Source organism: Oceaniovalibus sp. ACAM 378 (genome assembly GCF_008085915.1).
GTDB lineage: Bacteria > Pseudomonadota > Alphaproteobacteria > Rhodobacterales > Rhodobacteraceae > Oceaniglobus.
Genome location: NZ_VSJK01000002.1, coordinates 112,054 through 134,224, shown reverse-complemented (window position 1 = coordinate 134,224; position 22,171 = coordinate 112,054). Strand labels below are relative to the sequence as shown.

The 22,171-nt window shown below is 63.3% G+C and carries 18 protein-coding genes; 9 read left to right on the top strand and 9 right to left on the bottom strand.

Going from position 1 to position 22,171, the window contains the following annotated elements; genetic code table 11:
* Positions 1-11 precede the first annotated feature (11 nt).
* From FQ320_RS02595 to pbpC, 3 genes are read left to right on the top strand one after another with little or no spacing between them, the layout of a single operon-like run.
* Positions 12-5,456: an alpha-2-macroglobulin family protein gene (locus tag FQ320_RS02595; protein WP_148469760.1), complete on the top strand. Its 5,445-nt coding sequence runs from the start codon at positions 12-14 to the stop codon at positions 5,454-5,456.
* A gap of 3 nt (positions 5,457-5,459) precedes the next feature.
* Positions 5,460-6,023, top strand: a complete 564-nt coding sequence (locus FQ320_RS02590) for a putative glycolipid-binding domain-containing protein (RefSeq protein ID WP_148469758.1) — start codon at positions 5,460-5,462, stop codon at positions 6,021-6,023.
* Complete coding sequence (gene pbpC / locus FQ320_RS02585; protein WP_148469756.1) at positions 6,013-8,049, top strand: penicillin-binding protein 1C; 2,037 nt, start codon at positions 6,013-6,015, stop codon at positions 8,047-8,049. Before FQ320_RS02590 ends, pbpC begins: the two co-directional genes overlap by 11 nt.
* Positions 8,050-8,343: 294 nt before the next feature.
* Here pbpC and FQ320_RS02580 read toward each other — a convergent pair whose 3' ends face one another.
* Both FQ320_RS02580 and FQ320_RS02575 read right to left on the bottom strand, forming a co-directional pair.
* On the bottom strand, positions 8,344-9,078 hold the full coding sequence (locus FQ320_RS02580) for a transcriptional regulator (protein WP_370513008.1): 735 nt from the start codon (positions 9,076-9,078) through the stop codon (positions 8,344-8,346).
* Complete coding sequence (locus FQ320_RS02575; RefSeq protein ID WP_187393748.1) at positions 9,020-9,328, bottom strand: hypothetical protein; 309 nt, start codon at positions 9,326-9,328, stop codon at positions 9,020-9,022. Before FQ320_RS02575 ends, FQ320_RS02580 begins: the two co-directional genes overlap by 59 nt.
* Positions 9,329-9,575: 247 nt before the next feature.
* Here FQ320_RS02575 and FQ320_RS02570 point away from each other — a divergent pair, with 247 nt between their 5' ends.
* Complete coding sequence (locus FQ320_RS02570; protein WP_148469752.1) at positions 9,576-10,031, top strand: hypothetical protein; 456 nt, start codon at positions 9,576-9,578, stop codon at positions 10,029-10,031.
* Between the two features lie 180 nt (positions 10,032-10,211).
* Here the strand turns inward: FQ320_RS02570 and FQ320_RS02565 are convergent, their stop codons facing one another.
* Positions 10,212-11,114 carry a rhodanese-related sulfurtransferase gene (locus tag FQ320_RS02565; protein ID WP_148469750.1) on the bottom strand — a complete coding sequence of 301 codons (903 nt, stop codon included), beginning with the start codon at positions 11,112-11,114 and terminating at the stop codon, positions 10,212-10,214.
* A 73-nt stretch (positions 11,115-11,187) separates the two neighbouring features.
* Here FQ320_RS02565 and pncA point away from each other — a divergent pair, with 73 nt between their 5' ends.
* The gene (gene pncA, locus FQ320_RS02560; RefSeq protein WP_148469748.1) at positions 11,188-11,790 is read left to right on the top strand and encodes a bifunctional nicotinamidase/pyrazinamidase; all 603 of its coding nucleotides are present in this window, start codon (positions 11,188-11,190) and stop codon (positions 11,788-11,790) included.
* Between the two features lie 27 nt (positions 11,791-11,817).
* Here the strand turns inward: pncA and argC are convergent, their stop codons facing one another.
* Positions 11,818-12,729, bottom strand: a complete 912-nt coding sequence (gene argC / locus FQ320_RS02555) for an N-acetyl-gamma-glutamyl-phosphate reductase (protein ID WP_148469746.1) — start codon at positions 12,727-12,729, stop codon at positions 11,818-11,820.
* 243 nt (positions 12,730-12,972) lie between these two features.
* On the opposite strand from argC, the gene pncB reads away from it, so the two are divergent.
* Positions 12,973-14,265: a nicotinate phosphoribosyltransferase gene (gene pncB, locus FQ320_RS02550; protein WP_148469744.1), complete on the top strand. Its 1,293-nt coding sequence runs from the start codon at positions 12,973-12,975 to the stop codon at positions 14,263-14,265.
* Between the two features lie 18 nt (positions 14,266-14,283).
* Here pncB and FQ320_RS02545 read toward each other — a convergent pair whose 3' ends face one another.
* The 5 genes from FQ320_RS02545 to smpB form a co-directional block, all read right to left on the bottom strand.
* Entirely contained in the window at positions 14,284-15,216 is a 933-nt protein-coding gene (locus FQ320_RS02545; protein WP_148469742.1) for a phosphotransferase enzyme family protein, read from the bottom strand.
* A complete protein-coding gene (locus FQ320_RS02540; RefSeq protein ID WP_148469740.1) occupies positions 15,209-16,441 on the bottom strand; it encodes an aspartate aminotransferase family protein in 1,233 nt (410 codons plus the stop codon). Before FQ320_RS02540 ends, FQ320_RS02545 begins: the two co-directional genes overlap by 8 nt.
* A gap of 64 nt (positions 16,442-16,505) precedes the next feature.
* Positions 16,506-17,690: an amino acid aminotransferase gene (locus tag FQ320_RS02535; protein WP_148469738.1), complete on the bottom strand. Its 1,185-nt coding sequence runs from the start codon at positions 17,688-17,690 to the stop codon at positions 16,506-16,508.
* Positions 17,691-17,694: 4 nt separating this feature from the next.
* Positions 17,695-18,549 carry a 3-mercaptopyruvate sulfurtransferase gene (gene sseA, locus FQ320_RS02530; RefSeq protein ID WP_148469736.1) on the bottom strand — a complete coding sequence of 285 codons (855 nt, stop codon included), beginning with the start codon at positions 18,547-18,549 and terminating at the stop codon, positions 17,695-17,697.
* Between the two features lie 90 nt (positions 18,550-18,639).
* Positions 18,640-19,116, bottom strand: coding sequence for an SsrA-binding protein SmpB (smpB, locus tag FQ320_RS02525; RefSeq protein ID WP_148469734.1), 477 nt, complete (start codon positions 19,114-19,116; stop codon positions 18,640-18,642).
* A 227-nt stretch (positions 19,117-19,343) separates the two neighbouring features.
* Here smpB and petA point away from each other — a divergent pair, with 227 nt between their 5' ends.
* From petA to FQ320_RS02510, 3 genes are read left to right on the top strand one after another with little or no spacing between them, the layout of a single operon-like run.
* The gene (gene petA / locus FQ320_RS02520) at positions 19,344-19,904 is read left to right on the top strand and encodes a ubiquinol-cytochrome c reductase iron-sulfur subunit (protein WP_148469732.1); all 561 of its coding nucleotides are present in this window, start codon (positions 19,344-19,346) and stop codon (positions 19,902-19,904) included.
* An 11-nt stretch (positions 19,905-19,915) separates the two neighbouring features.
* Positions 19,916-21,259 (top strand): cytochrome b, encoded by a 1,344-nt coding sequence (gene petB, locus FQ320_RS02515; protein ID WP_148469731.1) that lies wholly within the window; start codon positions 19,916-19,918, stop codon positions 21,257-21,259.
* Between the two features lie 14 nt (positions 21,260-21,273).
* On the top strand, positions 21,274-22,089 hold the full coding sequence (locus tag FQ320_RS02510; RefSeq protein WP_148469730.1) for a cytochrome c1: 816 nt from the start codon (positions 21,274-21,276) through the stop codon (positions 22,087-22,089).
* The last annotated feature ends 82 nt before the right edge of the window (positions 22,090-22,171 follow it).

The following is a 22,171-nucleotide window of genomic DNA, read 5'->3' as shown; positions in this document are numbered from 1 at the left end:
TGAGGCGGTTCATGGTACGCATTTTCCTGACGATTCTGGCGGTTTTCGCAATGGCTCTGCCAGGGGTCGCACAGGACTCGATTCCTGAACGATGGCTGAATGTCAGTCGTGATACCGACTTTTTCGGCGGCGATCGGCAATCCGTGTTCGACACCACATTCGAGGTGTGCCGAACCACCTGTCTGAGCGACCGGGAATGCCGGGCATTTACCTATAACTCCCGCTCGAACAGCTGCTTTACCAAATCCAACGTGACCGACCGGCAGACATTCCAGGGCGCAGTCTCGGCCGAAGTGGTGCAACGCGTGCCGGGCGATATGACACGGGCCGCAACCCGCCGCGCCGAACTGACGTTTCTGCGTCCCGGCGATTTCGATGTCGCCCTTCGCGAAGCGGTTGCCCTGCCCGTCCGGCACAGCGGCACCGGACTCAGCGCGGTGGAACTGTTGCAATCCGCCCGCGCTGCACGGGCGGCGGGAAATACCTTGGGGGCGTTGCGGTTCACCGGCATGGCGCTGGGTCAAACGGATGTTGCCGACCTGTGGACCGATTATGCGCAACTGCAACTGGATATCGAGACCGACGATTCGGGACAGCGCAGCACATATCGTGAGCAGGCGCTGTTCGCCGCGATCAACGGTTATCTGCGTGCCGGATCGGCACCGGTTCAGGCCAACGCCCTGTCGGTGATGGCCGACGCATTGGAGCGCAACAATCGTGGCCGCGACATGATCCCGGCGCTGCGTCTGGCCCAGACGTTGTCCCCGCGCGAAGATATCGAGGCACGGCTGGAAGAGGCCATCGGCAAGTTCGGCTTTCGTATCACCGAACATAACATCGACAGCGATGCCGCCAGCCCACGCATCTGTGCCGAATTCAACGAGTCTTTGGTGCAGGCGGGTGTCGATTATGCACCCTTTGTGCAGACCGGGGAAAGCGGGCTGGCCGTCTCGGCGCAGGATCGGCAATTGTGCATCGAAGGTGTCGAACATGGCGCGCGCTATCGCGTAACCTTCCGCGAGGGGTTGCCTGCCGCATCGGGCGAAACGCTGGCGAAATCCGTGGTTCTGAACCTTTACGTTCGTGACCGGGCACCCGCCGCGCGGTTTGCCGGACGCGGCTATGTGCTGCCTGCCGGGGGGCCGGTTGCGTTGCCCATCGTGACGGTGAACCTGAATACCATTGATCTGAAGCTGTTCCGAATATCCGACCGCAACATCATCCGCGCGATTCAGGACGACATGTTTGGCCTCCCGTTCCCCGACTATCGCCAGCAAGAATTCGCCTCGGAGGTTGCAGAAGAGATCTGGACCGGCACAGGCGAGGTGCAGAACGACCTGAACCGTGACATGACCACCCGCCTGCCGCTGGGCGCTATCGCGGGTGATCTGACGACCGGCGTCTACGCGCTGCAGGCGCGGATTGCCGGGACCGATCCCTGGGAAAATCCGCCCGCAACCCAGTGGTTCGTGGTGTCCGATCTCGGGATGACCACGCTGTCGGGCACTGACGGATTGCATGGATTCGTGCGCGCATTGTCCACCGCCGACGCGGTGCCGGGTGCGACGCTGACCCTGCTGTCACGCGCCAATGCCGTATTGGGCCGGGCCGAAACCGATGCCATGGGGCATGCGCTGTTCGCGCCGGGTCTGACCCGGGGCACCGGCGGTGCAGCACCCGCGCTGCTGTTGGTCGAGCGGGGCGATGACATGGCGTTCCTGCCGCTGGACGACGCCGAGTTCGATCTGTCCGACCGTGGCGTCGAGGGCCGGGCGCCTGCCGGGCCGATGGACCTGTTCCTGACCACAGACCGGGGGGCCTATCGTGCCGGGGATACCGTGGTGGCAACCGCGCTGCTGCGCGACAACCGGGCGCGGGCGATCCCGGGCCTGCCTCTGACCGCGATCCTGCACCGCCCTGACGGTGTGGAATATTCGCGCCACCTGTCGGCGGATGGCAAAGCGGGGGGTCACATGTTCCGGATGCCCGTCGGTCCGGATGTGGCGCGGGGCACATGGCGGTTGGACGTTCACGCCGATGTGGATGCGCCGCCGCTGGCGACTGAGACCCTGCTGGTCGAGGATTTCCTGCCCGAAAGACTGGACGCCGACCTGAGCCTGCCCGACGGACCGCTGCGCGCGGGTGGCGTCACGCCACTGAGCGTCGATGTGCGGTATTTGTTCGGCGCTCCCGGTGGCGGGCTGACCGTTGAAACCGAAACGCGGCTGCGCCCGGTCAGCACGATGACGGCCCATCCCGGCTTCAGCTTCGGGCGATATGACGCGGAAACTTCGTCACAGGCCGACTTCTCGGAGCCGGTCGAAACCGGGGTCGATGGTCACGCCACCGTGCCGCTGAACCTGCCGCAACCGGACACCACCGACCGCCCGACCGAGGCGCAGATTACCGTTCGCGTCAAAGAAGGCTCGGGCCGACCGATTGAGCGGCAGATTACCCGCGAAGTCGCGGCGACCGCATCGATGATTGGTATCCGGCCCGCGTTCGACGGCGTGCTGCCTGAAAACAGCGAAGCGTCGTTCAGCCTGATCGCGGTGTCGGAAGCACCGTCGCCCATGCCCGTGCGCTGGACGATCAACCGCGTCGATACACAGTATCAGTGGTATTCGCTGGATGGCCGCTGGGAGTGGGAGCCGATTACCCGCCGCACCCGCGTTGCCTCGGGCGAGGTGACGCTGTCCGATGCCCCTGTCACCGTGACCGCCCCCGTCAAATGGGGCAAACACGAGATTCTGATCGAACGTATGGGCGGTGATCCTGTCGCAAGCTCGCTGAGTTTCGATGTCGGATGGTATGTCAGCGCGAGCGCGCAGGACACGCCCGACACTCTGGAGCTGTCGCTGGACAAGCCACGCTATACACCCGGCGAAACCGCCCGTCTGCGCCTTGTGCCCCGCTATGCCGGACAAGCGCTGATCACCGTGATGTCGGACCGGGTGATTGCCATGCAGGCTATCGCCGTGACCGAGGGCGAGAATATTGTCGATGTGCCGGTGACCGCCGACTGGGGCCCGGGGGCCTATGTCACCGCAGCTGTGCTGCGCCCGTCCGGCGATGACATTGCACCAGCCCGTTCGCTGGGCCTGTCCTATGCCGTGGTCGATCCCGGCGCGGCACAGTTGCACGCCAGCTTTGACACCCCGCCCGAGGCACAGCCGCGCGCACCCTTTGAGGTGGCGTTGAAGGTCGAAGGCATCGCGCCCGGCGAAACGGCTTGGGCCAGCATTGCAGCGATTGATCTCGGAATCCTCAACCTGACGGGGTTCGAGTCGCCCGATCCCTCCGCGTATTACTTTGGCCAAAGGCGGCTGGGCGTGGCGATCCGTGACATCTATGGCCGGCTGATCGACGGCAATGTCGGGGCGATGGGTCAGGTCCGTTCGGGCGGCGATGCAGCCGGGGGGATGCGCATGCAGTCCCCGCCCCCGACCGAGGATCTGCTGACGCTGGTCAGCGGCCCGTTGCAGGTGGGGGCCGATGGCTTTGTCCACACCACTTTCGATCTGCCCGCCTTCAACGGCACCCTGCGGCTGATGGCAGTGGTCTGGAGCGATACCGGCGTCGGTCAGGCAACTACGGATGTGCTGGTGCGTGATCCTGTGGTGGTCACCGCCACCCTGCCCCGGTTTCTGGCCCCCGGCGATGAATCGCGGATCCTGCTTGAGGTGACCCATGCAAAAGGCCCGACCGGGGCTGTCGGCCTGCGCATCGGTGGGGCGGGCCTGACGCTGGGCACCGGCGCATTGCCTGCACAGTTCGCACTGGGCGAGGGTGAGACAAAGACGTTCAGCGTGCCGGTGTCCGCCAATTCCGTGGGCGATTTCACCGTTGATCTTGCCATGACAGCACCGTCGGGGCAGGTACTGAACCGCGCCTATACCCTGCCGGTGCGGTTGAACGACCCTGAGATCCACCACACCAGCCGGTTCAGCCTTGCCCCCGGCGACACGTTCACCTTTGACGCCGATGTCTTTGCGGGTTTGCGCGCCGGATCGGGCACTGCCACGCTGACCGCCGGGCCTTTGGCGCGGTTCGACAGCCCCGGATTGTTGGCCGCACTTGACCGTTATCCCTATGGCTGCACCGAACAGGTCACATCCGTGGCGCTGCCGCTGCTTTATCTTGACCGGGTGGCGCAGGTGATGGGGCTTGGCACCCGTGACCAGCTGCGCGAACGGATTGAACAGGCGGTGACGCGGGTTCTGGACAATCAGACATCCGGCGGCAGTTTCGGCATGTGGCGTCCGGATTCGGGCGATTTTTGGCTTGACGCCTATGTCACGGATTTCCTGTCGCGCGCCCGGGGCCAAGGCATCGCGGTGCCTGACATCGCGTTTCGCAGCGCGCTCGACAATCTGCGCAACCGGGTGAATTATGCCCCCGATTTCGCTGCGGACGATCCGGATGACGGTGGGGCCGACATCGCCTATGCGCTGCATGTTCTGGCGCGTGAGGGCGCGGCGTCGATCGGCGATCTGCGGTACTATGCCGATGTGAAAGCGGGCGATTTCGCAACCCCGCTGGCGGTCGCGCAACTGGGTGCCGCGCTGGCCGCTTATGGCGACCCGACCCGCGCCGATGCCCTGTTCGCACAGGCGGGCCGGATGCTGAACCAGCCCGAGCCACAGGACGCGGAACGCCGCTGGCGGACCGATTACGGAACCCGGTTGCGCGACAGTGCGGCGGTGCTGACGCTGGCGGTTGAGGCGGGCAGCACGGCAGTGGACCGCGCCGCGCTGGCCGATGACATTGTGCCGCTTCAGGGCGGGCCCGAACGCTCAACCCAAGAGGCAGTGTGGTCGCTGCTGGCGGCAAACGCGCTGATCGGCGATGCCACAGGCGGTGGGCTGAGCGTGAACGGACAGGCGCCCGACGGCCCGCTGATCCGCCTGCGCGATGCACAGACCGACGCCGCACCGGTTGCCATTGCCAACACCGGCAACACCGAGGCGACGCTGACCCTCACCACCTTTGGCGTGCCCGAAGTGCCCGAACCGAAGGGCGGCGAAGGTTACGCCATCGAGCGGACCTATTTCACCATGGAGGGTGCGCCGGTTGATCCCAGCGGGATCAAGGTCGGCACCCGGCTGGTGGCGCTGCTGACAGTACAACCCTTCGCCCGGGCCGAAGCCCGGCTGATCATCGACGACCCCCTGCCCGCGGGTTTTGAAATCGACAATCCCAACCTGATCCGGTCGGGTGACATCGGCGCGCTGGACTGGCTGGACACCATCGATGATGTTGAAACCAGTGAATTCCGCAGTGACCGCTTCATTTCCGCCGTCGACTGGCGCTCGGACAAGGCGTTCCGCCTCGCCTATGTGGTGCGGGCGGTATCGCCGGGGGTGTTCCACCATCCCGCCGCCAGCGTTGCCGATATGTATCGCCCCCGCTTCGGTGCCCATACAGAAACCGGGCGGATTGCCGTGATGGAATAGCCGATGAAAGGTGAATGTCTGGCCACAGCCCACTGGCGCGCCCTTATCGGAGAGGGTCGCGATACCTGCCGCCTGATCCGCGAGCCGGACGGGTTCCTGTTGATCGGACATACGCGGTTGTTTGACCAGATGGGCGAGTCGCGGCTGGAATATATCGTGCGCTGCGATCCGGGTTTCGTGACCATCGACGCCGATGTGACCGGGCTGTGCAATGGTGCGCCGGTTGCGTGGAAATTCACCCGCACGGCAGAGGGCTGGCAGGTAAACGGCGAACCGGTGCCGGGTTCCGAGGCCTGTATTGACATCGATCTGGGTTTCACCCCCGCCACCAATCTGCTGCCCCTGCGCCGTCTTGCCGGAACTTTGTCCAGCCCCACCCGTGTCGATGCCTTGTGGCTGCGCTGGCCCGAAGGGCGGATCGAGGTGCTCGAACAACGCTATCACCGGATCGATGCGACCCAGGTCGGATACCGCTCGCAAGATTACGATGCGGTGCTGGTGGTCGACCCGTCGGGATTTGTCACCCGGTATCCCGGCGGATGGGAAGGCACTGTCGATGCGCCTTGACCGTTGGCTGTTCGCACTGGCGTTTGCGCTGTTCCTGAGCGGCATGGCGCGTGATCAGTTCGACATCTGGATCGACGCGACCACCCTGCCGCCGCTGGCCACCGAAACCGCCCGCGAGGTGCGCGACCGGGACGGGCAGCTCTTGCGCGCCTATACGGTCGCCGATGGCCGATGGCGGCTTGCGGTCTCGCCCGGCGAGGTCGATGCGCGTTATCTGCGGATGCTGATCGCCTATGAGGACAAGCGCTTCTACCATCACGCCGGAATCGATCCGCGTGCCGTTTTGCGTGCCGTCGTAGCGGGGTTGAGCCGTGGGCGGATCACCTCGGGCGCGTCGACGCTGACGATGCAGGTCGCGCGCCTGCTTGAAGAAGGGTCGACGGGTGAATTGCGCGGCAAGCTGCGGCAGGCAAGGGTGGCGCTGGCGCTGGAGCGACGGTTGGACAAGACTGAAATCCTTGCGCTGTATCTGAACCGTGCGCCCTTTGGCGGCAATATCGAAGGCCTGCGCGCCGCCACCCTCACATGGTTCGGCAAGGAGCCGCGCCGCCTGACCCCGGCGGAATCCGCACTTCTGGTCGCCCTGCCACAATCCCCCGAAACCCGCCGCCCTGACCGCCATGCGCCTGCCGCCCGGACGGCTCGTGATCGGGTGTTGTCGCGGATGCAGGCCGCCGGCGTGATCGACGCCGACACGGCCACCGCCGCCACGCGCGATCCTGTGCCGACCCGCCGCCGCCCGTTCCCCGCCCTTGCCCCGCATCTGTCCGACCGTCTGATCGCCGCCGATCCGGCTGCCCAGCGCCACGACACGACGCTGCACCGCGCCACCCAGATCGCGTTTGAACGTATGGCCCGCGCGGCACTGGCCGGGCGCGGTGACCGGCTTTCCATCGCGATCGTCGCCGCAGATCACACCACGGGCGAGATTCTGGCCCATGTCGGTTCCGCCGATTACGACAATGATAAACGGCAGGGGTTCGTCGACATGACCCGCGCCCTGCGATCGCCCGGCTCGACATTGAAACCACTGGTTTATGGCTTGGCCTTCGATCAGGGGCTGGCCCATCCTGACACGCTGATTCAGGACGTGCCGATGCGCTTTGGCACCTATGCGCCACAGAATTTCGACGGGTTGTTTCGTGGCACGGTGCGGATGCGCGATGCGCTGCAACTGTCGCTGAATCTGCCGGTGGTGCAACTGACCGAAGCGCTCGGCCCGGCCCGTCTGATGGGCGCGCTGCGCAGTGCCGGTGTCGAGGCGGTCGTGCCCGGTGGCCGCGCCGGTCTGGCGGTCAGCCTTGGCGGGGTCGGCGTCAGTCTCGAAGGGCTGGTTCAGCTGTTTGCCGGGCTGGCACAGGGCGGGGTGCGGATCGACTTGAGTGCCCTGCCGCAGCCGCAGACCCGACCGCGGTTCCTGTCACCCGAGGCCGCCTGGCACGTCGGTCACATCCTGTCGGGCATCCGTCCGCCCGATGGCGGCAGCGAAGGCGCCATCGCGTGGAAGACCGGCACCTCCTATGGCTATCGGGATGTCTGGGCGATTGGCTGGGACGGGCGGCATGTGATCGGTGTTTGGATGGGGCGGGCCGACGGCACACCGGTGCCCGGCGCGTTCGGCGCAGCGGTTGCGGCCCCCGTCCTGTTCCAAGCGTTTCAGCGCATCGCACCGCGCCGCACCCCCCTGCCCGCGCCACCACCCGGCACGTTGATGTCGGGCACAGCGAACCTGCCCGCGCCGCTGATGCAATTCCGCAGCCGTCAGGCCGCGTTGTCCCCGGTACAGGACGCGCCGCAGATCGCCTTTCCGCCCGATGGCGCACGGATGGCATTGGGCAACGGTCCGCTTGTGGTGAAACTGCGTAAGGGCAAACCGCCGTTCACGATCCTCGCGGACGGCGCGCCGTTGGCCCTTGCTGCTTCCGAGCGAGAAATTCGACTGGCCGCCCCCGGCCCCGGCTTTGTCATCCTGTCGGTGATCGATGCCGACGGAAACTCGGCCCGCGCTGCCATCCGCCTGGAGTGACCTGGCACGCGACAGCACGGCCATGGCCGGGCTGTTGTTCCCATGCCCGCCGGAGCTTGTAGACGGTTCTGCGGTCCGCGCCGCCCGGCACTGTTATCGGCGGCATTGCTCATGCCGACTCCAGACTGACTTTGGACCACCCAGCATGGGGTCAGGACGTCAGATCGCAATGATCGATCCGGAATGAGAAAGTCTGATCTGGTCCCCATCGCTGACAGCGGCGGGCCATCGTTTTCTCCCCGAGAAAACGACCACGGAATTTCTTAGAAATTCCGCACCTGTCTGCGCTGACCGTCACACCATGCGGATCACGTCCTTGTCGATGGCAAGCATATAGCCCCGCCGCGCGATGTTCTTGACCAGAAGTTCGCTGACCATCTGGTTGCCCAGCGTATCGCGCAACCGCTTGATGCGGGTGGCGCCTGCCGCCTCGTCACAGTCCGCAGCCTTGCGCCCCGATATCACCGCTTCGATTTCCGACCCTGACAAAACGTCGTCATCCATCCGCGCCTCGGCCAGCACGGCAAGGGTTTCGATCGCCGCCTCGGTCAGCTTGAATTCCATGTTGTTCAGATAGACCGTCAGCTGATCGCGCGAAATCAACAGCGATGACACCTGAATGCCTGCCCTCTCGATTTCGCCCATGCGGCGGTTCAACGCGATGATTGTCACCAGAAACACAAGGCTCGCAATCAGCAGCGCCGTGGCGAAAACCAGCAGCACGAAGATCACCATGCGGTAACTGCTCAACACGCCCGAGAATGCGGTGCCCGACTGGGCCAGAATCTCAAGCAGGCGCAATTCGCCCGAACCGGTCAGCGCATCGTTATCGATGAATATCCGCTCGACCCGCGCGTTGAAGGCGTTGGCGTCGGGCAGATTGACGAGCAGAAACACCGCCGCCACCAGCAGAATCAGGACAATCGCCCCGATCCCAAGCGTCACGATCCGCCCTGTTGAACGCCGCGTGTCAGTAGCGGAGGAAGTAGGCACCAGCACTGTCTTTCCTTTGCTCAAGCCCACTTTCATCGAACACCGACATCACGTTCAGCAACTGCCAGCCATCCGCACCGATGCGCCGTTCAATCACCGCCCGTGCACTCTTCGAATCGCACGCATTTTGGGGCAGCTTTATCACCCCATAATGCAGTTTCAACGGATTGTCCGTCTTGGCTTTGTAATCGGCAAAACAGGCGGCCTCGGCACTGGCGGCGAAACCGAACAGTGACAGGCAGACGGCCAGTGCGGCAATGGCAGATGGAACAGGCGGGCGCGGCATGATGTCTCCGGGGTTCTGGTCGCAGTGACCTTTGGCAGACCGCTTGGCAGGCGGTTGATGTCACGATGGGCCGACCGGGCACGATATTCAATGTCCGCGAGGGTTGTATTGGTCGCTATCGGATAACAGCGCGGCGATATTGCCTGTCCGCCGGGTTCGGCTGCAGTTTGATTGCAGTCCAGTTCGGAAACATCGTGCCGGACCCGCTGTTCGCATTGCAACGTCCGATATCGAAAGGAAGCCTCCCATGTTCCGCACCATTGCCGCCGCCACACTGTCTGCCGCTGTCGCCTTCAGCCCGATGGCCGCCACGCCCGTTCAGGCCGACAACTCCCGCGATCTGGTGGCAATCCTTGCCGGGGCCGCGACCTTGATCATCATCGGCGCTGCCGTGTCGCGGGATCGCCGTTCAAAGACCCCGCCGCCAGCGGTCCATGTGCCACCGAAACCGCCCGCCTACCCGCGCCCGAGCCCCCCCAATCCCGTCTATCCGCACCACAACAAAACGGTGGACTCCCGCTGCCTTCGCTCGGTCCAGACACGCAGCGGCTGGCAGAACCTCTTCCTGAGATCTTGCCTGCAACGCACGATGAACATTTCCCGGCTGCCCGGCCAGTGCAGCACCCGCGTGCACGGCAAGGGCAACGGACTCGAAGGCTATGATCCGCGCTGCCTGCGCAACCACGGATGGCGTCAGGTCTGAGCAGAAATTTCGAACGGTCCCGGCTTGATCGGGCTGTTCACACGGAATCGGCAGGGCGTCTTAACCGCACATCTCCAGCGTCCTGCCGGAACGGGGCAGGTGGCCATCGGTCACCTGCCCCTATTTTATCGTGCTGGGATTTTTCGCGGGAATCCGCTGGATCATCACCGGGGGGCTGACCTAATCGCCCAGATGGCTTTCGCCCCGTGACCGAGACAGGGCGATCTGGTGCTGCCGCTCGCGAAATCGGGCGCGGTCGGCGTCGGTCACGGTATTAATACATTGCGGGCAGGAAACCCCGTCCTCAAACGCCGGATGATCGCGATCAGCCGTTGAAACCGGGCGGCGGCAGGCATGGCACAGCCCGTGGGTGCCGGGGGACAGACCGTGCCCCACCGCAACCCGCTTGTCGAACACGAAACACTCGCCGCGCCACAGACTCTTCTCCTCGGGCACGTCTTCGAGGTATTTCAGAATTCCGCCCTTCAGGTGGAACACCTCCTCCACCCCCTGCCCCAGCAGAAAGCTGGTGGATTTCTCGCAGCGAATTCCGCCGGTACAGAACATCGCGATCCGCTTGCCCGCGAACCGCTCGCGGTTTGCCTCCCACCATGCGGGGAAGTCGCCGAATGTTCCGGTCTCGGGATCAACCGCGCCCTCGAAACTGCCGATCGCCACCTCATAATCGTTACGGGTGTCAATCACCGCCACATCCGGCGCGGCGATCAGTGCGTTCCAGTCGGCAGGCGCCACATGGTGCCCCACCGCCGCCAGAGGATCGACCGAAGGCTGGCCCATCGTCACGATTTCACGCTTGAGCCGCACCTTCATGCGGCGGAACGGCGGCGACTCTGCGCCGCTTTCCTTCCACTCAAGCCCGGAACATCCCGGCAGCCCGCGCAGATGTGCCAGCACCGCATCGATGCCCGACCGCGTGCCCGCAATGGTTCCGTTCACCCCCTCAGGCGCAAGCAAAAGGATGCCCCGCACCCCCTGCGCATGGCACAGCTCGGCCAGCGGTGCCTGCAAAGCGGCAGGATCGTCGAACCGGGTGAAGTGATAGAGTGCGGCAACGGTAATCATCGCCGCCGAATACCCCCTTGGCCCCCCCGCGACAAGCTGTAGGATGGCGGAAGATCTAATATCCGAGGCCACAATGACCGACCGTTCCGCGCTGCTGATCATCGATGTCCAGAACGATTTCTGTCCGGGAGGCGCGCTGGCCGTGGCGGGTGGTGATGCAATCGTGCCGGGCATAAACGCCCTGATCCCCGCCTTTGATGCGGTGATCCTCAGTCAGGACTGGCACCCGGCGGGACATTCATCCTTTGCGTCATCCCATCCCGGGGCGGCGCCATTTTCGGTGACCGAAATGCCCTATGGCCCGCAGGTTCTGTGGCCTGATCATTGCGTTATCGGATCACACGGGGCGGAATTCCACCCGGGTCTGCGCACCGATGGCGACATGATCATCCGCAAGGGGTTCAACCCCGCGATCGACAGTTATTCGGCGTTCTTCGAGAATGACCACACCACGGAAACCGGGCTGGACGGGTATTTGCGTAGCCGGGGGATCGGGCGGATCACGCTCGTCGGACTGGCTCTGGATTTTTGCGTGAACTATTCTGCGGTGGACGGGGCCAGGCTTGGCTTTGACGTCACCGTTCAGCAGGATCTGTGCCGCGCCATCGATCTGGACGGCTCGCTCCACGCTGCCATGTCGGCCATGGGTGCTGCAGGTGTCATGCTGACTGCCTGAGCGACAGACAGACAGTGATCCATGCGGCTACAGGCCTGCAGCTTCGTCCAGCCCGAGCATAAGGTTCAGGTTCTGCACAGCAGCCCCCGACGCGCCTTTGCCCAGATTGTCGAGCACGGCAGAAAGCACCAGTCGCCCACTCGCTGCATCGCCCAAAATCGAAAGTTCCAGCCGGTTGGTGCCGTTCAGCCCGGCAGGTTCTTCGCGCGCCACTGAAACGTCCAGCGGACGGACTGTCACAAACTGGCTGCCGGCATAATGATCGGCCAGTGCGGCATGCAATGTTGCCGGCGCGGCTTCGGTGAACAGTGGCACCTGCACCACCATCCCTTGGGCGAATTGACCGACCGAAGGCACGAAAATCGGCGAAGTGGCCAGATCGGCATGTTTGACGATCTCGGGCAGATGTTTGTGCGTCTGACCGGTGGCATAGACGAAACTGCCCGTCGCCGCACCGCTTTCGTATTCGGCGATCATTGATTTGCCACCGCCGGTATAGCCCGAAATGCCAAAGATCGACAGTTGCGCATCCCGCGCCAGCAGTCCGGCATCGCGCAGCGGCCGCAGCAACGCGATGGCGCAGGTGGAATAACAGCCCGGATTCGAAACCCGCGCAGCTTTGGCCACCGCCGCGCGCTGACCCGAAGCCATTTCGGGAAAACCGAACACCCAACCGGGCGCAATGCGGTGTGCCGTGCTGGCATCGATCAACCGCGTACCGGCCCCCTCGACCAGCGTCACCGCCTCGCGCGCCGCATCGTCGGGCAGGCACAGGATCGCCACATCGGCACTGGCCAGCGCATCGGCCCGCGCCGCCGCATCCTTGCGCCGGTCGTCAGGCAGCGACAACAGGCGGATGTCGTTGCGCCCGATCAGGCGTTCGCGGATCTGCAACCCGGTCGTGCCGACTTCGCCATCGATGAATACCGTCGCCGTCATGTGATACCCCTTCTGAAACCGCTTCCAATTACTCTGCCGGTGCCACTTTGCCAAGACGCGGCGGCAGCCCTGCACCCGTCAGCGGCACGCATTGAGTATTTTTGCAAAGAAGAAACTGATGTCTTCTCCTTGCCCAAATACTCATCTTCGTCCGCGACCGGGCGCAACGGTCTTCGGTTCGCGCGCCCTTGCTCTTGGCGGCAACCTTGGGTGACAAGGGTGCAACAGGTTTAAGGAAACACCATGGTAGACATCGCCACCCGAGTCTGGAACCACAAGTGGAAGATCGATCCGATTGTCCGGTCCCTGATCGACACGGATTTTTACAAACTGCTGATGTGCCAGTCGGTGTTCCGCAACAAACCTGACACCAACGTCACGTTTTCGCTGATCAACCGCACCACATCCATACGTCTTGCCGATGTGGTGGACGAGGGCGAGTTGCGCGAACAGCTTGATCATATCCGCGGGCTGTCGCTCAGCCGTGGCGAATCGACCTGGATGCGGGGCAATACATTCTATGGCAAGCGGCAGATGTTCACGCCCGAATTCATCGACTGGTTCGAGGCCCTGCGCCTGCCGCCCTATCATCTGGAGAAACGCGATGGGCAGTATGAACTGACGTTTGAAGGCAAATGGCCCGAGGTCATGCTGTGGGAGATTCCCGCGCTGGCCGTCATCATGGAACTCCGCTCGCGCTCGGTGCTGCGCGACATGGGACGGTTCGAGTTGCAGGTGCTCTATGCCCGCGCGATGACCAAACTGTGGGAAAAGGTCGAGGGTCTGCGCGATGTGCAGGGGCTCAGGCTAGCCGATTTCGGCACTCGGAGGCGACACTCGTTCCTGTGGCAGGACTGGTGCGTGCAGGCGATGCAGGAGGGGTTGGGAAAGTCGTTCATCGGCACGTCGAACTGCCTGATCGCCAAGAACCGCGACCTTGAGGCGATCGGGACAAATGCCCACGAATTGCCGATGGTCTATTCCGCGCTGGCCGAAAGTGACGATGAACTGGCCCAGGCGCCATATGAAGTCCTGGCCGATTGGCACGAGGAACACGACGGAAACCTGCGGGTGATCCTGCCCGATACCTATGGCAGCGCCGGGTTCCTGGAGCACGCGCCCGACTGGCTGGCGGGCTGGACGGGCATCCGCATCGATTCGGGTGACCCGGCGACCTGGGCGGAGACAGCGATCCGCTGGTGGACCGAACGGGGCGAAGACCCGCGGCAAAAACTGGTGATCTTTTCCGACGGGCTGGATGTCGCGAAAATCGCGCAGTTGCAGGCGCAGTTCAACGGGCGGGTGCGGGTTTCATTCGGCTGGGGGACGCTGCTGACCAACGATTTCCGCGGGCTGGTTCCCGACGATGCGCTGCGTCCGTTCTCGCTGGTGTGCAAGGCAGTCAGCGCCAATGGGCGACCCACGGTCAAGCTTTCGGACAACCCGAACAAGGCAATGGGCCCGGCGGATGAAATCGAACGCTACAAGCGGGTGTTCGGGGTCGGTGCACAGAAGGTTCAACCGGTGGTGGTCTGACGTCCGCAACGGCCAGTATCAGCCGCAATAGCGGTGCGCCAGACGCAGCGCCCTGTCGGCATAGGACCGGTGACGCGGATCGTCCGGGGCCAGTCGTGGGATCAGCCAGCCGGTGCTGGCACAGGCCCGCAACAGGGTGAACAGCGGCAGATCGGCATGGCCCCCGCCATAGCCGTCGCACAGGGCCGCAGACAGATCACCAAAGTGCGGCGCTTCGGCGTGCTGCACCATGGCCGTGCCCAGATCGTACAACCGATATCCGAACCCGCCGTCGTCGAAATCGATCAGCGACAGGTGCTCGGCGCTGCCAAGGATGTTCTCTTGCAACAGATCGGCGTGGATCAGGCCGGTGTCCCACGCACCATCGCGCAGATGCGCGCGGGCGATATCGCGGACGTGGACCAGCCGATCGCTTTCTTTGCCGTCCAGCGCAGGATTTACCCAGAACCGGCCCCAATGGGGCAGATCGCCGGTCAGCCCGTCCAGATCCCACTGCGGACGCTGAAACCCCGCCGGAAGGGTCAGACCGTCGCTCAGCCGATGCAGCCGGGCGATCATGGCGCCGATGGTGTGGTACAACTCGCACTGCTGGGCGATCGTGCCTGCCGCCGGAATGCCCGCGCCCCCCACCGGTAGCGTATCGATCCAGGCAATGACTGACACGCGCGGCCCAACAGCGGGACACCCCAGCAGAGCACCATCGGCGGTGCGGATCGGGCGGGGACAGGGAAAACCGGCAGCCGCCAGCGCATCGGTCCAGACCAGTTCGCTTTCGATGGCGGCATCGGTCTGGTATCCAGCGCGATGTAGACGCAGGGCCGCAGGGGTGCCATCGGACAGGACGGTGTGAAACACGGCGTTTTCACGGTTTGCGATCAGGCGCGGCGCGGTTCCCCCACCCCAGAGCCGCAGCGCATCACTGGCCAGCGCCTGTATCCCGGCCTCAGCCATGGCGCGACAGCACGTCGGCCAGAGTGTCGATTGCCAGATCGATTTGATCGGCTGAAATCGGCATCGGCGGGCGCATCTTGAGGATATTCATCTGCCGTCCGGCGCGTCCGATCAGCACCCCGGCCTCTTTCATTTCTTCAACCACACGGATCGCCAGATCGGTGGCGGGCTTGCCGCCTTGTTCCAGCACCGCGCCGAAAAACAGCCCGTTGCCGCGAATTTCGGTGATTGCCGGATGGGACAGACCATTCAGCCGGTTAATCCCATGGCTGCCCATGGCGGCGGCGTGGGGAATCAGGTCTTCGGACTCGATCACGTCCAGCACTGCCAGAGCAGCAGCCGCCGACACCGGGTTTCCGCCGAAAGTGTTGAAATAACCAAAGGCGGTGCGGAAGGCCGCCATGACGTCCGGCGTGGCGATCACGCCCGCCACGGGATGCCCGTTGCCCATGGGTTTGCCCAGTGTCACCACATCTGGCGTCACCCCAAGCCAGTCATGCCCCCACCAGCGCCCCGTGCGCCCGAACCCGGGCTGCACCTCGTCGCACAGGACCAACCCGCCGGCCCTGCGGATCGCCTGTTCAGCGGGGGCAAAGAACCCCGGCGCGACGTTCGGCAGGCCCTCATTTGCAAAGATCGGACACAGCATCATGCCCGAAAATCCGTGCCCGGCCTGCTGCAACCCGGCGATGGCCTGTGCCACGGCGGCGCCGAACACTTCGGGGTCGGTATCTGATTCCGGCGCTGGAACCAGTCGCACATGGGGCGGATAGCCACCGATCGGCGGGCGGCGGGTCGACAGCTGCGCGGTGGCGGTGGTGTTGCCGTGATAGGTGTTGTCGGTGGCGACGATCCCTGTCGCGCCGGTCACCGCCTGCGCCATCCGCAAGGCGATGTCATTCGCCTCGGACCCGGTGCAGACCAGAATGCCCTGCGACAATCCGTGCCCCATGGTGGCGGTGATCCGGTCCAGCAGGTCAAGAACACCCTCATGCAGATATCGGGTGTGGGTGTTCAGCACCGCCGCCTGCCGGGCAATCGCCTCGGTCACCGCCGGATGACAGTGGCCCACGTGTGGTACGTTGTTATAGCAGTCGAGATAGCGTTTGCCGTCAGCATCCCACAGCCAGACACCCTGCCCCCGGACGATATGCACCGGCGTTTCAAAAAACGTCGGCACGTTGGGGCCCATCAGGCGGGAGCGGCGGTCGGTGAGATTTTCCATGAGCGCCCCTTGTCCGGACCGGCGGTGGTTGGCCCCGCTGTCTGCGGGGCCATGCGCGGATTGGTCAGACCCCGGCGTCGAGAATCGCCTGAGCCAGCAGCGGAACCGTCTTTGCGTTCAGACCGGCAACGTTGATCCGGCTGTCGCCGATCATGTAGATCCCGTTTTCCGCCCGCATCTTTTCGACCTGCTCGGGCGTTGCGCCAAGGCGCGAGAACATGCCGCGGTGACCGGCGATAAAATCGAACCGGTCCGAGTTCGAGCGCTGGCGCAGCTCATCCGCCAGATTTTGGCGCAGAGCCAGCATCCCGTTGCGGGTCTCTTCAAGCTCGGCCATCCAGTCGGCGCGCAATTCAGGGTCGGTCAGGATCGTCGTGACCACCCGCGCGCCGTGATCTGGCGGAAAGCTGAAGTTCTGGCGGTTCAGATAGGCCAGCGTGCCCTGCGTGACCGGCTTCATCCCGGCTTCGGGCGAAATGGCCATGATCACCCCGGTCCGTTCACGGTAAATGCCGAAATTCTTGGAACAGCTGGCGGCGATCAGGCATTCGGGCAGGCGTCGTGCAATCAGCCGGGTTCCGAATGCGTCTTCGTCCAACCCGTCCCCGAACCCCTGATAGGCGATGTCGATGAACGGGATCGCACCCTTGGCGATCAGCAGATCGGCCACCTTTTCCCACTGTTCATGGGTCAGGTTGGCACCGGTCGGATTGTGACAGCAACCATGCAAAAGCACCACGTCGCCCTTGGCGATTCCGTCAAGATCGGCCATCATTCCGTCGAAGTCTACGTTACGCGTCGCCTCGTCGAAATAGCGATAGTCGGCTGATTTCATGCCCAGATACTTGATAATCGACGGGTGGTTCGGCCATGTTGGATTGGACAGCCAAACCGTGGCACCCGGGGCGGCCATCTTGATCAGCTCCAGCGCCTGCCGGATCGCTCCGGTGCCGCCGGGCGTTGCAGCCACCGAAACCCGGTCGGCGGGCACCGCATCGCCAAGGATCAGATCGCGCATCGCATCGGTAAACGCCGGATCGCCCAGCAACCCGACATAGGCTTTGGTGTCCTGCTGTTCGACCAGCCGACGCTCGGCTTCTTTCACCGCGCGCATAACCGGCGTGCGCCCCTCGGCGTCTTTATAAACCCCGACGCCCAGATCGATCTTGTCGGCGCGCGGATCCTCGCGGTAGGCCGCCATCAGGGTCAGGATCTTGTCGGCGGCTTGCGGTTTCAGTGTCTCTAACATCGTGTCAGTCTCCGGTGGCGACCTTCAGGTCGTTGTACATGCCCCATTCAGCCCAGGATCCGTCATACAGCGCATGCCTGCGATGGCCGAGAACCTGCAATCCCAAGCTGAGAATTGCCGCAGTCACACCCGATCCGCATGACGTGATGACGGGGCTATCAAGGTCGATGCCCGCTTCGATAAAGGCGGTACGCAGGGCGGCGGGCGGTTTCATTGTATTGTCGGCGTTCAGCAGGGTCTTGTATGGCAGGCTTTTCGCGCCGGGAATATGCCCGGCACGCAGACCGGGGCGCGGTTCGGGCACTTTTCCGGCGAAACGCTCGGCGGCGCGGGCATCGACAATCTGCGGATCGTTCAGCTTGGATGCCGCAGCCACCTGAGTGACATCGCGAATGAGGTGATTTTGCCGGGTGAGGGTGATGTGGCGGTCGCGCACAACCGGAGGCATGTCATCAACCGGGTGGCCCTCGACCTGCCATTTCGGCAGACCGCCATCCAGAACGGCGACATCCGTCTTGCCCATCAGGCGAAACAGCCACCACATCCGCGCCGCCGACAGCAGCCCGGCCCCGTCATAGACGACCACCTGATGCCCGTCGCCGACACCCAGTTTACGCATGCGCGAGGCAAATTTTTCAGGTGGCGGTGCCATGTGCGGCAGGTCAGAGCGGCTGTCGGATACATCGTCCAGCGCGACAAATCGCGCGCCCGGAATATGCGCGGCCTCGTACTCGGCTGCCGGATCCCGCCCGGCGTCGGGCAGATACCAGCTTGCATCGATGATACGCAGGTCAGGGTCTTTCAGGTGCCGGGCCAGCCAATCGGTTGAAACCAGCGTCGTCGGATCGTCATAGGCCATGGGCACCTCTCCGGATCGGATACTGACTGCCTAACCCCGCCCCCGCGGCAAGGCAAGAGCCCCGAAGCGGTCACTGCCCGCCGTACCGGATCAGCCGTTGTGGCGCATCAGCCGGGCCTTTTGCCGGTTCCAGTCCTGTTTCGCCGCATCGGCGCGCTTGTCATGATTCTGTTTGCCCTTGGCGATGCCGATTTTCAGCTTCACCAGACCTTTGTGGTTGAAATACATCACCAGTGGCACGATCGTCATGCCCTTGCGCTGCGTTTCGTTCCACAGGCGCGACAGCTCTTTGTTGCTGACCAGCAACTTGCGGCGTCGCCGATCCTCGTGGCCCCAGGTCTTTGCCGGCAGGTAAGGCGCGATATAAGAGTTCACCAGCCACAGCTCGCCATTTTCCACGGCAGCATAGCATTCGGTGATATTCGCGCTGTTGACCCGCAGGCTTTTCACCTCGGACCCCATAAGAATGATGCCACATTCGATATCGTCGGCAATGGCAAAGTCATACCGCGCACGCCGATTCTCGGCGATCACCTTGTAATTCGGATTGTCCTTGGGCTTGCTCATTTGGATGAGATAGCGTTCACGCGGGCGCTGTTCAACCGGACAACGCGCGGCAATGCACAGGTCCGGGAACAAAAAACGGCGAAACAAAACCCGGAAACCGCGCGGATGCGCGGCTTTGTCCGCTGGACGCAACCGCGACTCCTCGTTAAGTAACGCAACAATTGGGGCTGCAATCCGTGCGGCCAGAAGTCCTGTTGGCCCGCTAGGGTGAGAAAATGGAGAATGCCGTGTCCCACACAGATGATCATGAAGGCACGCGCCGAGACTTTCTGTACTATGCGACTGCGGGTACCGGAGTCGTCGTCACCGGTGCCGCCGTCTGGCCGCTTGTGAACCAGATGAACCCTTCGGCCGACGTGCAAGCTCTCAGCTCGATCCGCGTGGATGTGGGCGGCGTTGAACCGGGCACCCAGCTGACTGTCAAATGGCAGGGCAAGCCGGTATTCATCCGTCGCCGTACCGACGAAGAAATCGCGTCGGCCCGCGCGGTCGACCTGTCCGATCTGCCTGATCAGTTGGCGGAAAACGCCAACCTGCCCGCCGAGACCGATGCCAGCGACGCCAACCGCGCACTGTCGGAAGACGGTGAGTGGCTGATCATGATCGGCGTCTGCACGCACCTTGGCTGTGTGCCGCTGGGCGACGCGGGTGATTTCGGCGGCTGGTTCTGCCCCTGTCACGGTTCGCACTACGACACCGCTGGACGCATCCGCAAAGGCCCCGCGCCGAGGAACCTGCCGGTTCCGGTCGCTGCCTTCGAAGATGAATCCACCCTCGTTCTCGGATAACGGAGTTTATCATGGCTGGTATCCCGCACGACCATTACGAACCGACCACCGGGGGCGAAAAGTGGTTGCACCGCCGTCTGCCGATTGTCGGACTGCTTTACGACACCCTGATGATCCCCACTCCGAAGAATTTGAATTGGATGTGGATCTGGGGCATCGTCCTGACATTCTGTCTGGTGTTGCAGATTGTCACCGGCATCGTGCTGGTGATGCATTACACGCCCGACACATCAATGGCATTTGCCTCGGTCGAACACATCATGCGTGACGTGAACGGTGGGTTCATGCTGCGGTATATTCACGCCAACGGCGCATCGCTGTTCTTTATCGCGGTCTATCTGCATATTTTCCGGGGTCTTTACTATGGTTCCTACAAGGAACCGCGCGAAGTCACCTGGATCATCGGTATGCTGATCTATCTGCTGATGATGGCGACCGGTTTCCTTGGCTATGTGCTGCCCTGGGGGCAGATGTCGTTCTGGGGTGCCACCGTCATCACCGGGTTGTTCGGTGCCATTCCGTTCATCGGTGAAACGCTGCAGCAATGGCTGCTGGGCGGACCGGCTGTGGACAACGCGACGCTGACGCGCTTTTTCTCGCTGCACTATCTGCTGCCCTTCGTGATCGCGGGTCTTGTGGTCGTCCACATCTGGGCGTTCCACACCACCGGCAACAACAACCCCACCGGGGTCGAGGTGCGCCGCACATCCAAGGTCGAGGCGGAAAAGGACACCCTGCCGTTCTGGCCTTACTTCGTGATGAAGGACCTGTTCGCGCTGGCGGTGATCCTGGCGATCTTCTTTGCCGTGGTCGGGTTCATGCCCAACTATCTGGGCCATCCGGATAACTATATCGAGGCAAACCCGCTTTCGACGCCCGCGCATATCGTGCCGGAATGGTATTACCTGCCGTTCTACGCAATCCTGCGGGCCTTCACGTCGGAAGTCTGGGCGGTGCAATTCGCGTCGTTCATCACGGGTGGCATCGTCGACGCCAAATTCTTCGGTGTCCTGGCGATGTTCGGTGCGATCTTCGTGATGGCTTTGGCACCCTGGCTCGACACGTCGTCGGTGCGTTCGGGACGATATCGCCCGATGTTCAAGTGGTGGTTCGCCCTGCTCTGCGTCGATTTCATGGTTCTGATGTGGTGCGGCTCCATGCCCGCCGAAGAGCCCTATGCCACGATCTCGCTGATCGGTGCGGCCTATTGGTTCGGTTATTTCCTGATCATCCTGCCGTTGCTGGGTGTGATCGAAAAACCCCATGCCCAACCCGCGACCATCGAAGACGACTTCAACGCGCACTACGCGCCGGACGCCGTGGGCACGAAAACCTTGGTAAAACCGGCCGAGTGAAAGGACCGCTGACAATGCTGAAACAGCTTACAATCGCCGCAGTTCTGACCCTCGGCCTAATGCCGGGTGTCGCGCTGGCCGCAAGCGACGAAGCCCACATCGAAGACGTCGATTTTTCGTACGAAGGTCCGTTCGGCAAATATGACGAGAACCAGTTGCAGCGCGGATTGCAGGTCTTTACCGAAGTCTGCTCGGCCTGCCATGGGATGGAGCATCTGACCTATCGCGCCTTGGGAGAGGCCGGTGGGCCATCCCTGCCCGAGGATCAGGTCAGGGCCTATGCCGCCCAGCACGAGGTTTTCGACCCCGAGCTGGCCGACGGCGACGGCGACTTTCGCCCGGCCCTGCCGACCGACCACTTCAACAAAAGCGGGCTGCCGGGTGCGCCTGACCTGACGTTGATGGCCAAGGCCCGCGCCGGGTTCCACGGGCCCTATGGCTCGGGGATCAACCAGTTCCTCAAAGGCACTGGTGGTCCAGAGTATATCGTCAGCCTCCTGACCGGCTATACCGGTGAGGAAAGAGAACAGGCAGGCACTGTGCTGTACGAGAATACGGCCTTCCCGGGTGGCTGGATCTCCATGGCACCCCCTCTGTACGGCGAAGATGTCGAATTCGCCGACGGGCACGACAACGGCATCCCTGACATCGCACAAGACGTCGCCGCCTTCATGATGTGGACTGCAGAACCCAAGATGATGGCGCGCAAGCGGGCGGGATTCATTGCAGTTCTGATGTTGTCGGTTCTTGCAGCGCTGCTGTATCTGACAAACAAACGCATCTGGGCGCCGATCAAGAATGGCCGCAAGGATGATTCGCCCTCGGCATAGAACGGGTGGCACGACTGAAATAATGGGGGCGCGTTCTGCCGGAACGCGCCCTTTTCCTTTGCACGACGTCCGTTTCGGCTGT

Bases quoted from the DNA above. Each gene is read 5' to 3' on its own strand.
- FQ320_RS02595 (WP_148469760.1), top strand. From the start codon at position 12: ATGGTACGCATTTTCCTGACGATTCTGGCGGTTTTCGCAATGGCTCTG.
- FQ320_RS02590 (WP_148469758.1), top strand. From the start codon at position 5,460: ATGAAAGGTGAATGTCTGGCCACAGCCCACTGGCGCGCCCTTATCGGA.
- pbpC (WP_148469756.1), top strand. From the start codon at position 6,013: ATGCGCCTTGACCGTTGGCTGTTCGCACTGGCGTTTGCGCTGTTCCTG.
- FQ320_RS02580 (WP_370513008.1), bottom strand. From the start codon at position 9,078: ATGAAAGTGGGCTTGAGCAAAGGAAAGACAGTGCTGGTGCCTACTTCC.
- FQ320_RS02575 (WP_187393748.1), bottom strand. From the start codon at position 9,328: ATGCCGCGCCCGCCTGTTCCATCTGCCATTGCCGCACTGGCCGTCTGC.
- FQ320_RS02570 (WP_148469752.1), top strand. From the start codon at position 9,576: ATGTTCCGCACCATTGCCGCCGCCACACTGTCTGCCGCTGTCGCCTTC.
- FQ320_RS02565 (WP_148469750.1), bottom strand. From the start codon at position 11,114: ATGATTACCGTTGCCGCACTCTATCACTTCACCCGGTTCGACGATCCT.
- pncA (WP_148469748.1), top strand. From the start codon at position 11,188: ATGACCGACCGTTCCGCGCTGCTGATCATCGATGTCCAGAACGATTTC.
- argC (WP_148469746.1), bottom strand. From the start codon at position 12,729: ATGACGGCGACGGTATTCATCGATGGCGAAGTCGGCACGACCGGGTTG.
- pncB (WP_148469744.1), top strand. From the start codon at position 12,973: ATGGTAGACATCGCCACCCGAGTCTGGAACCACAAGTGGAAGATCGAT.
- FQ320_RS02545 (WP_148469742.1), bottom strand. From the start codon at position 15,216: ATGGCTGAGGCCGGGATACAGGCGCTGGCCAGTGATGCGCTGCGGCTC.
- FQ320_RS02540 (WP_148469740.1), bottom strand. From the start codon at position 16,441: ATGGAAAATCTCACCGACCGCCGCTCCCGCCTGATGGGCCCCAACGTG.
- FQ320_RS02535 (WP_148469738.1), bottom strand. From the start codon at position 17,690: ATGTTAGAGACACTGAAACCGCAAGCCGCCGACAAGATCCTGACCCTG.
- sseA (WP_148469736.1), bottom strand. From the start codon at position 18,549: ATGGCCTATGACGATCCGACGACGCTGGTTTCAACCGATTGGCTGGCC.
- smpB (WP_148469734.1), bottom strand. From the start codon at position 19,116: ATGAGCAAGCCCAAGGACAATCCGAATTACAAGGTGATCGCCGAGAAT.
- petB (WP_148469731.1), top strand. From the start codon at position 19,916: ATGGCTGGTATCCCGCACGACCATTACGAACCGACCACCGGGGGCGAA.
- FQ320_RS02510 (WP_148469730.1), top strand. From the start codon at position 21,274: ATGCTGAAACAGCTTACAATCGCCGCAGTTCTGACCCTCGGCCTAATG.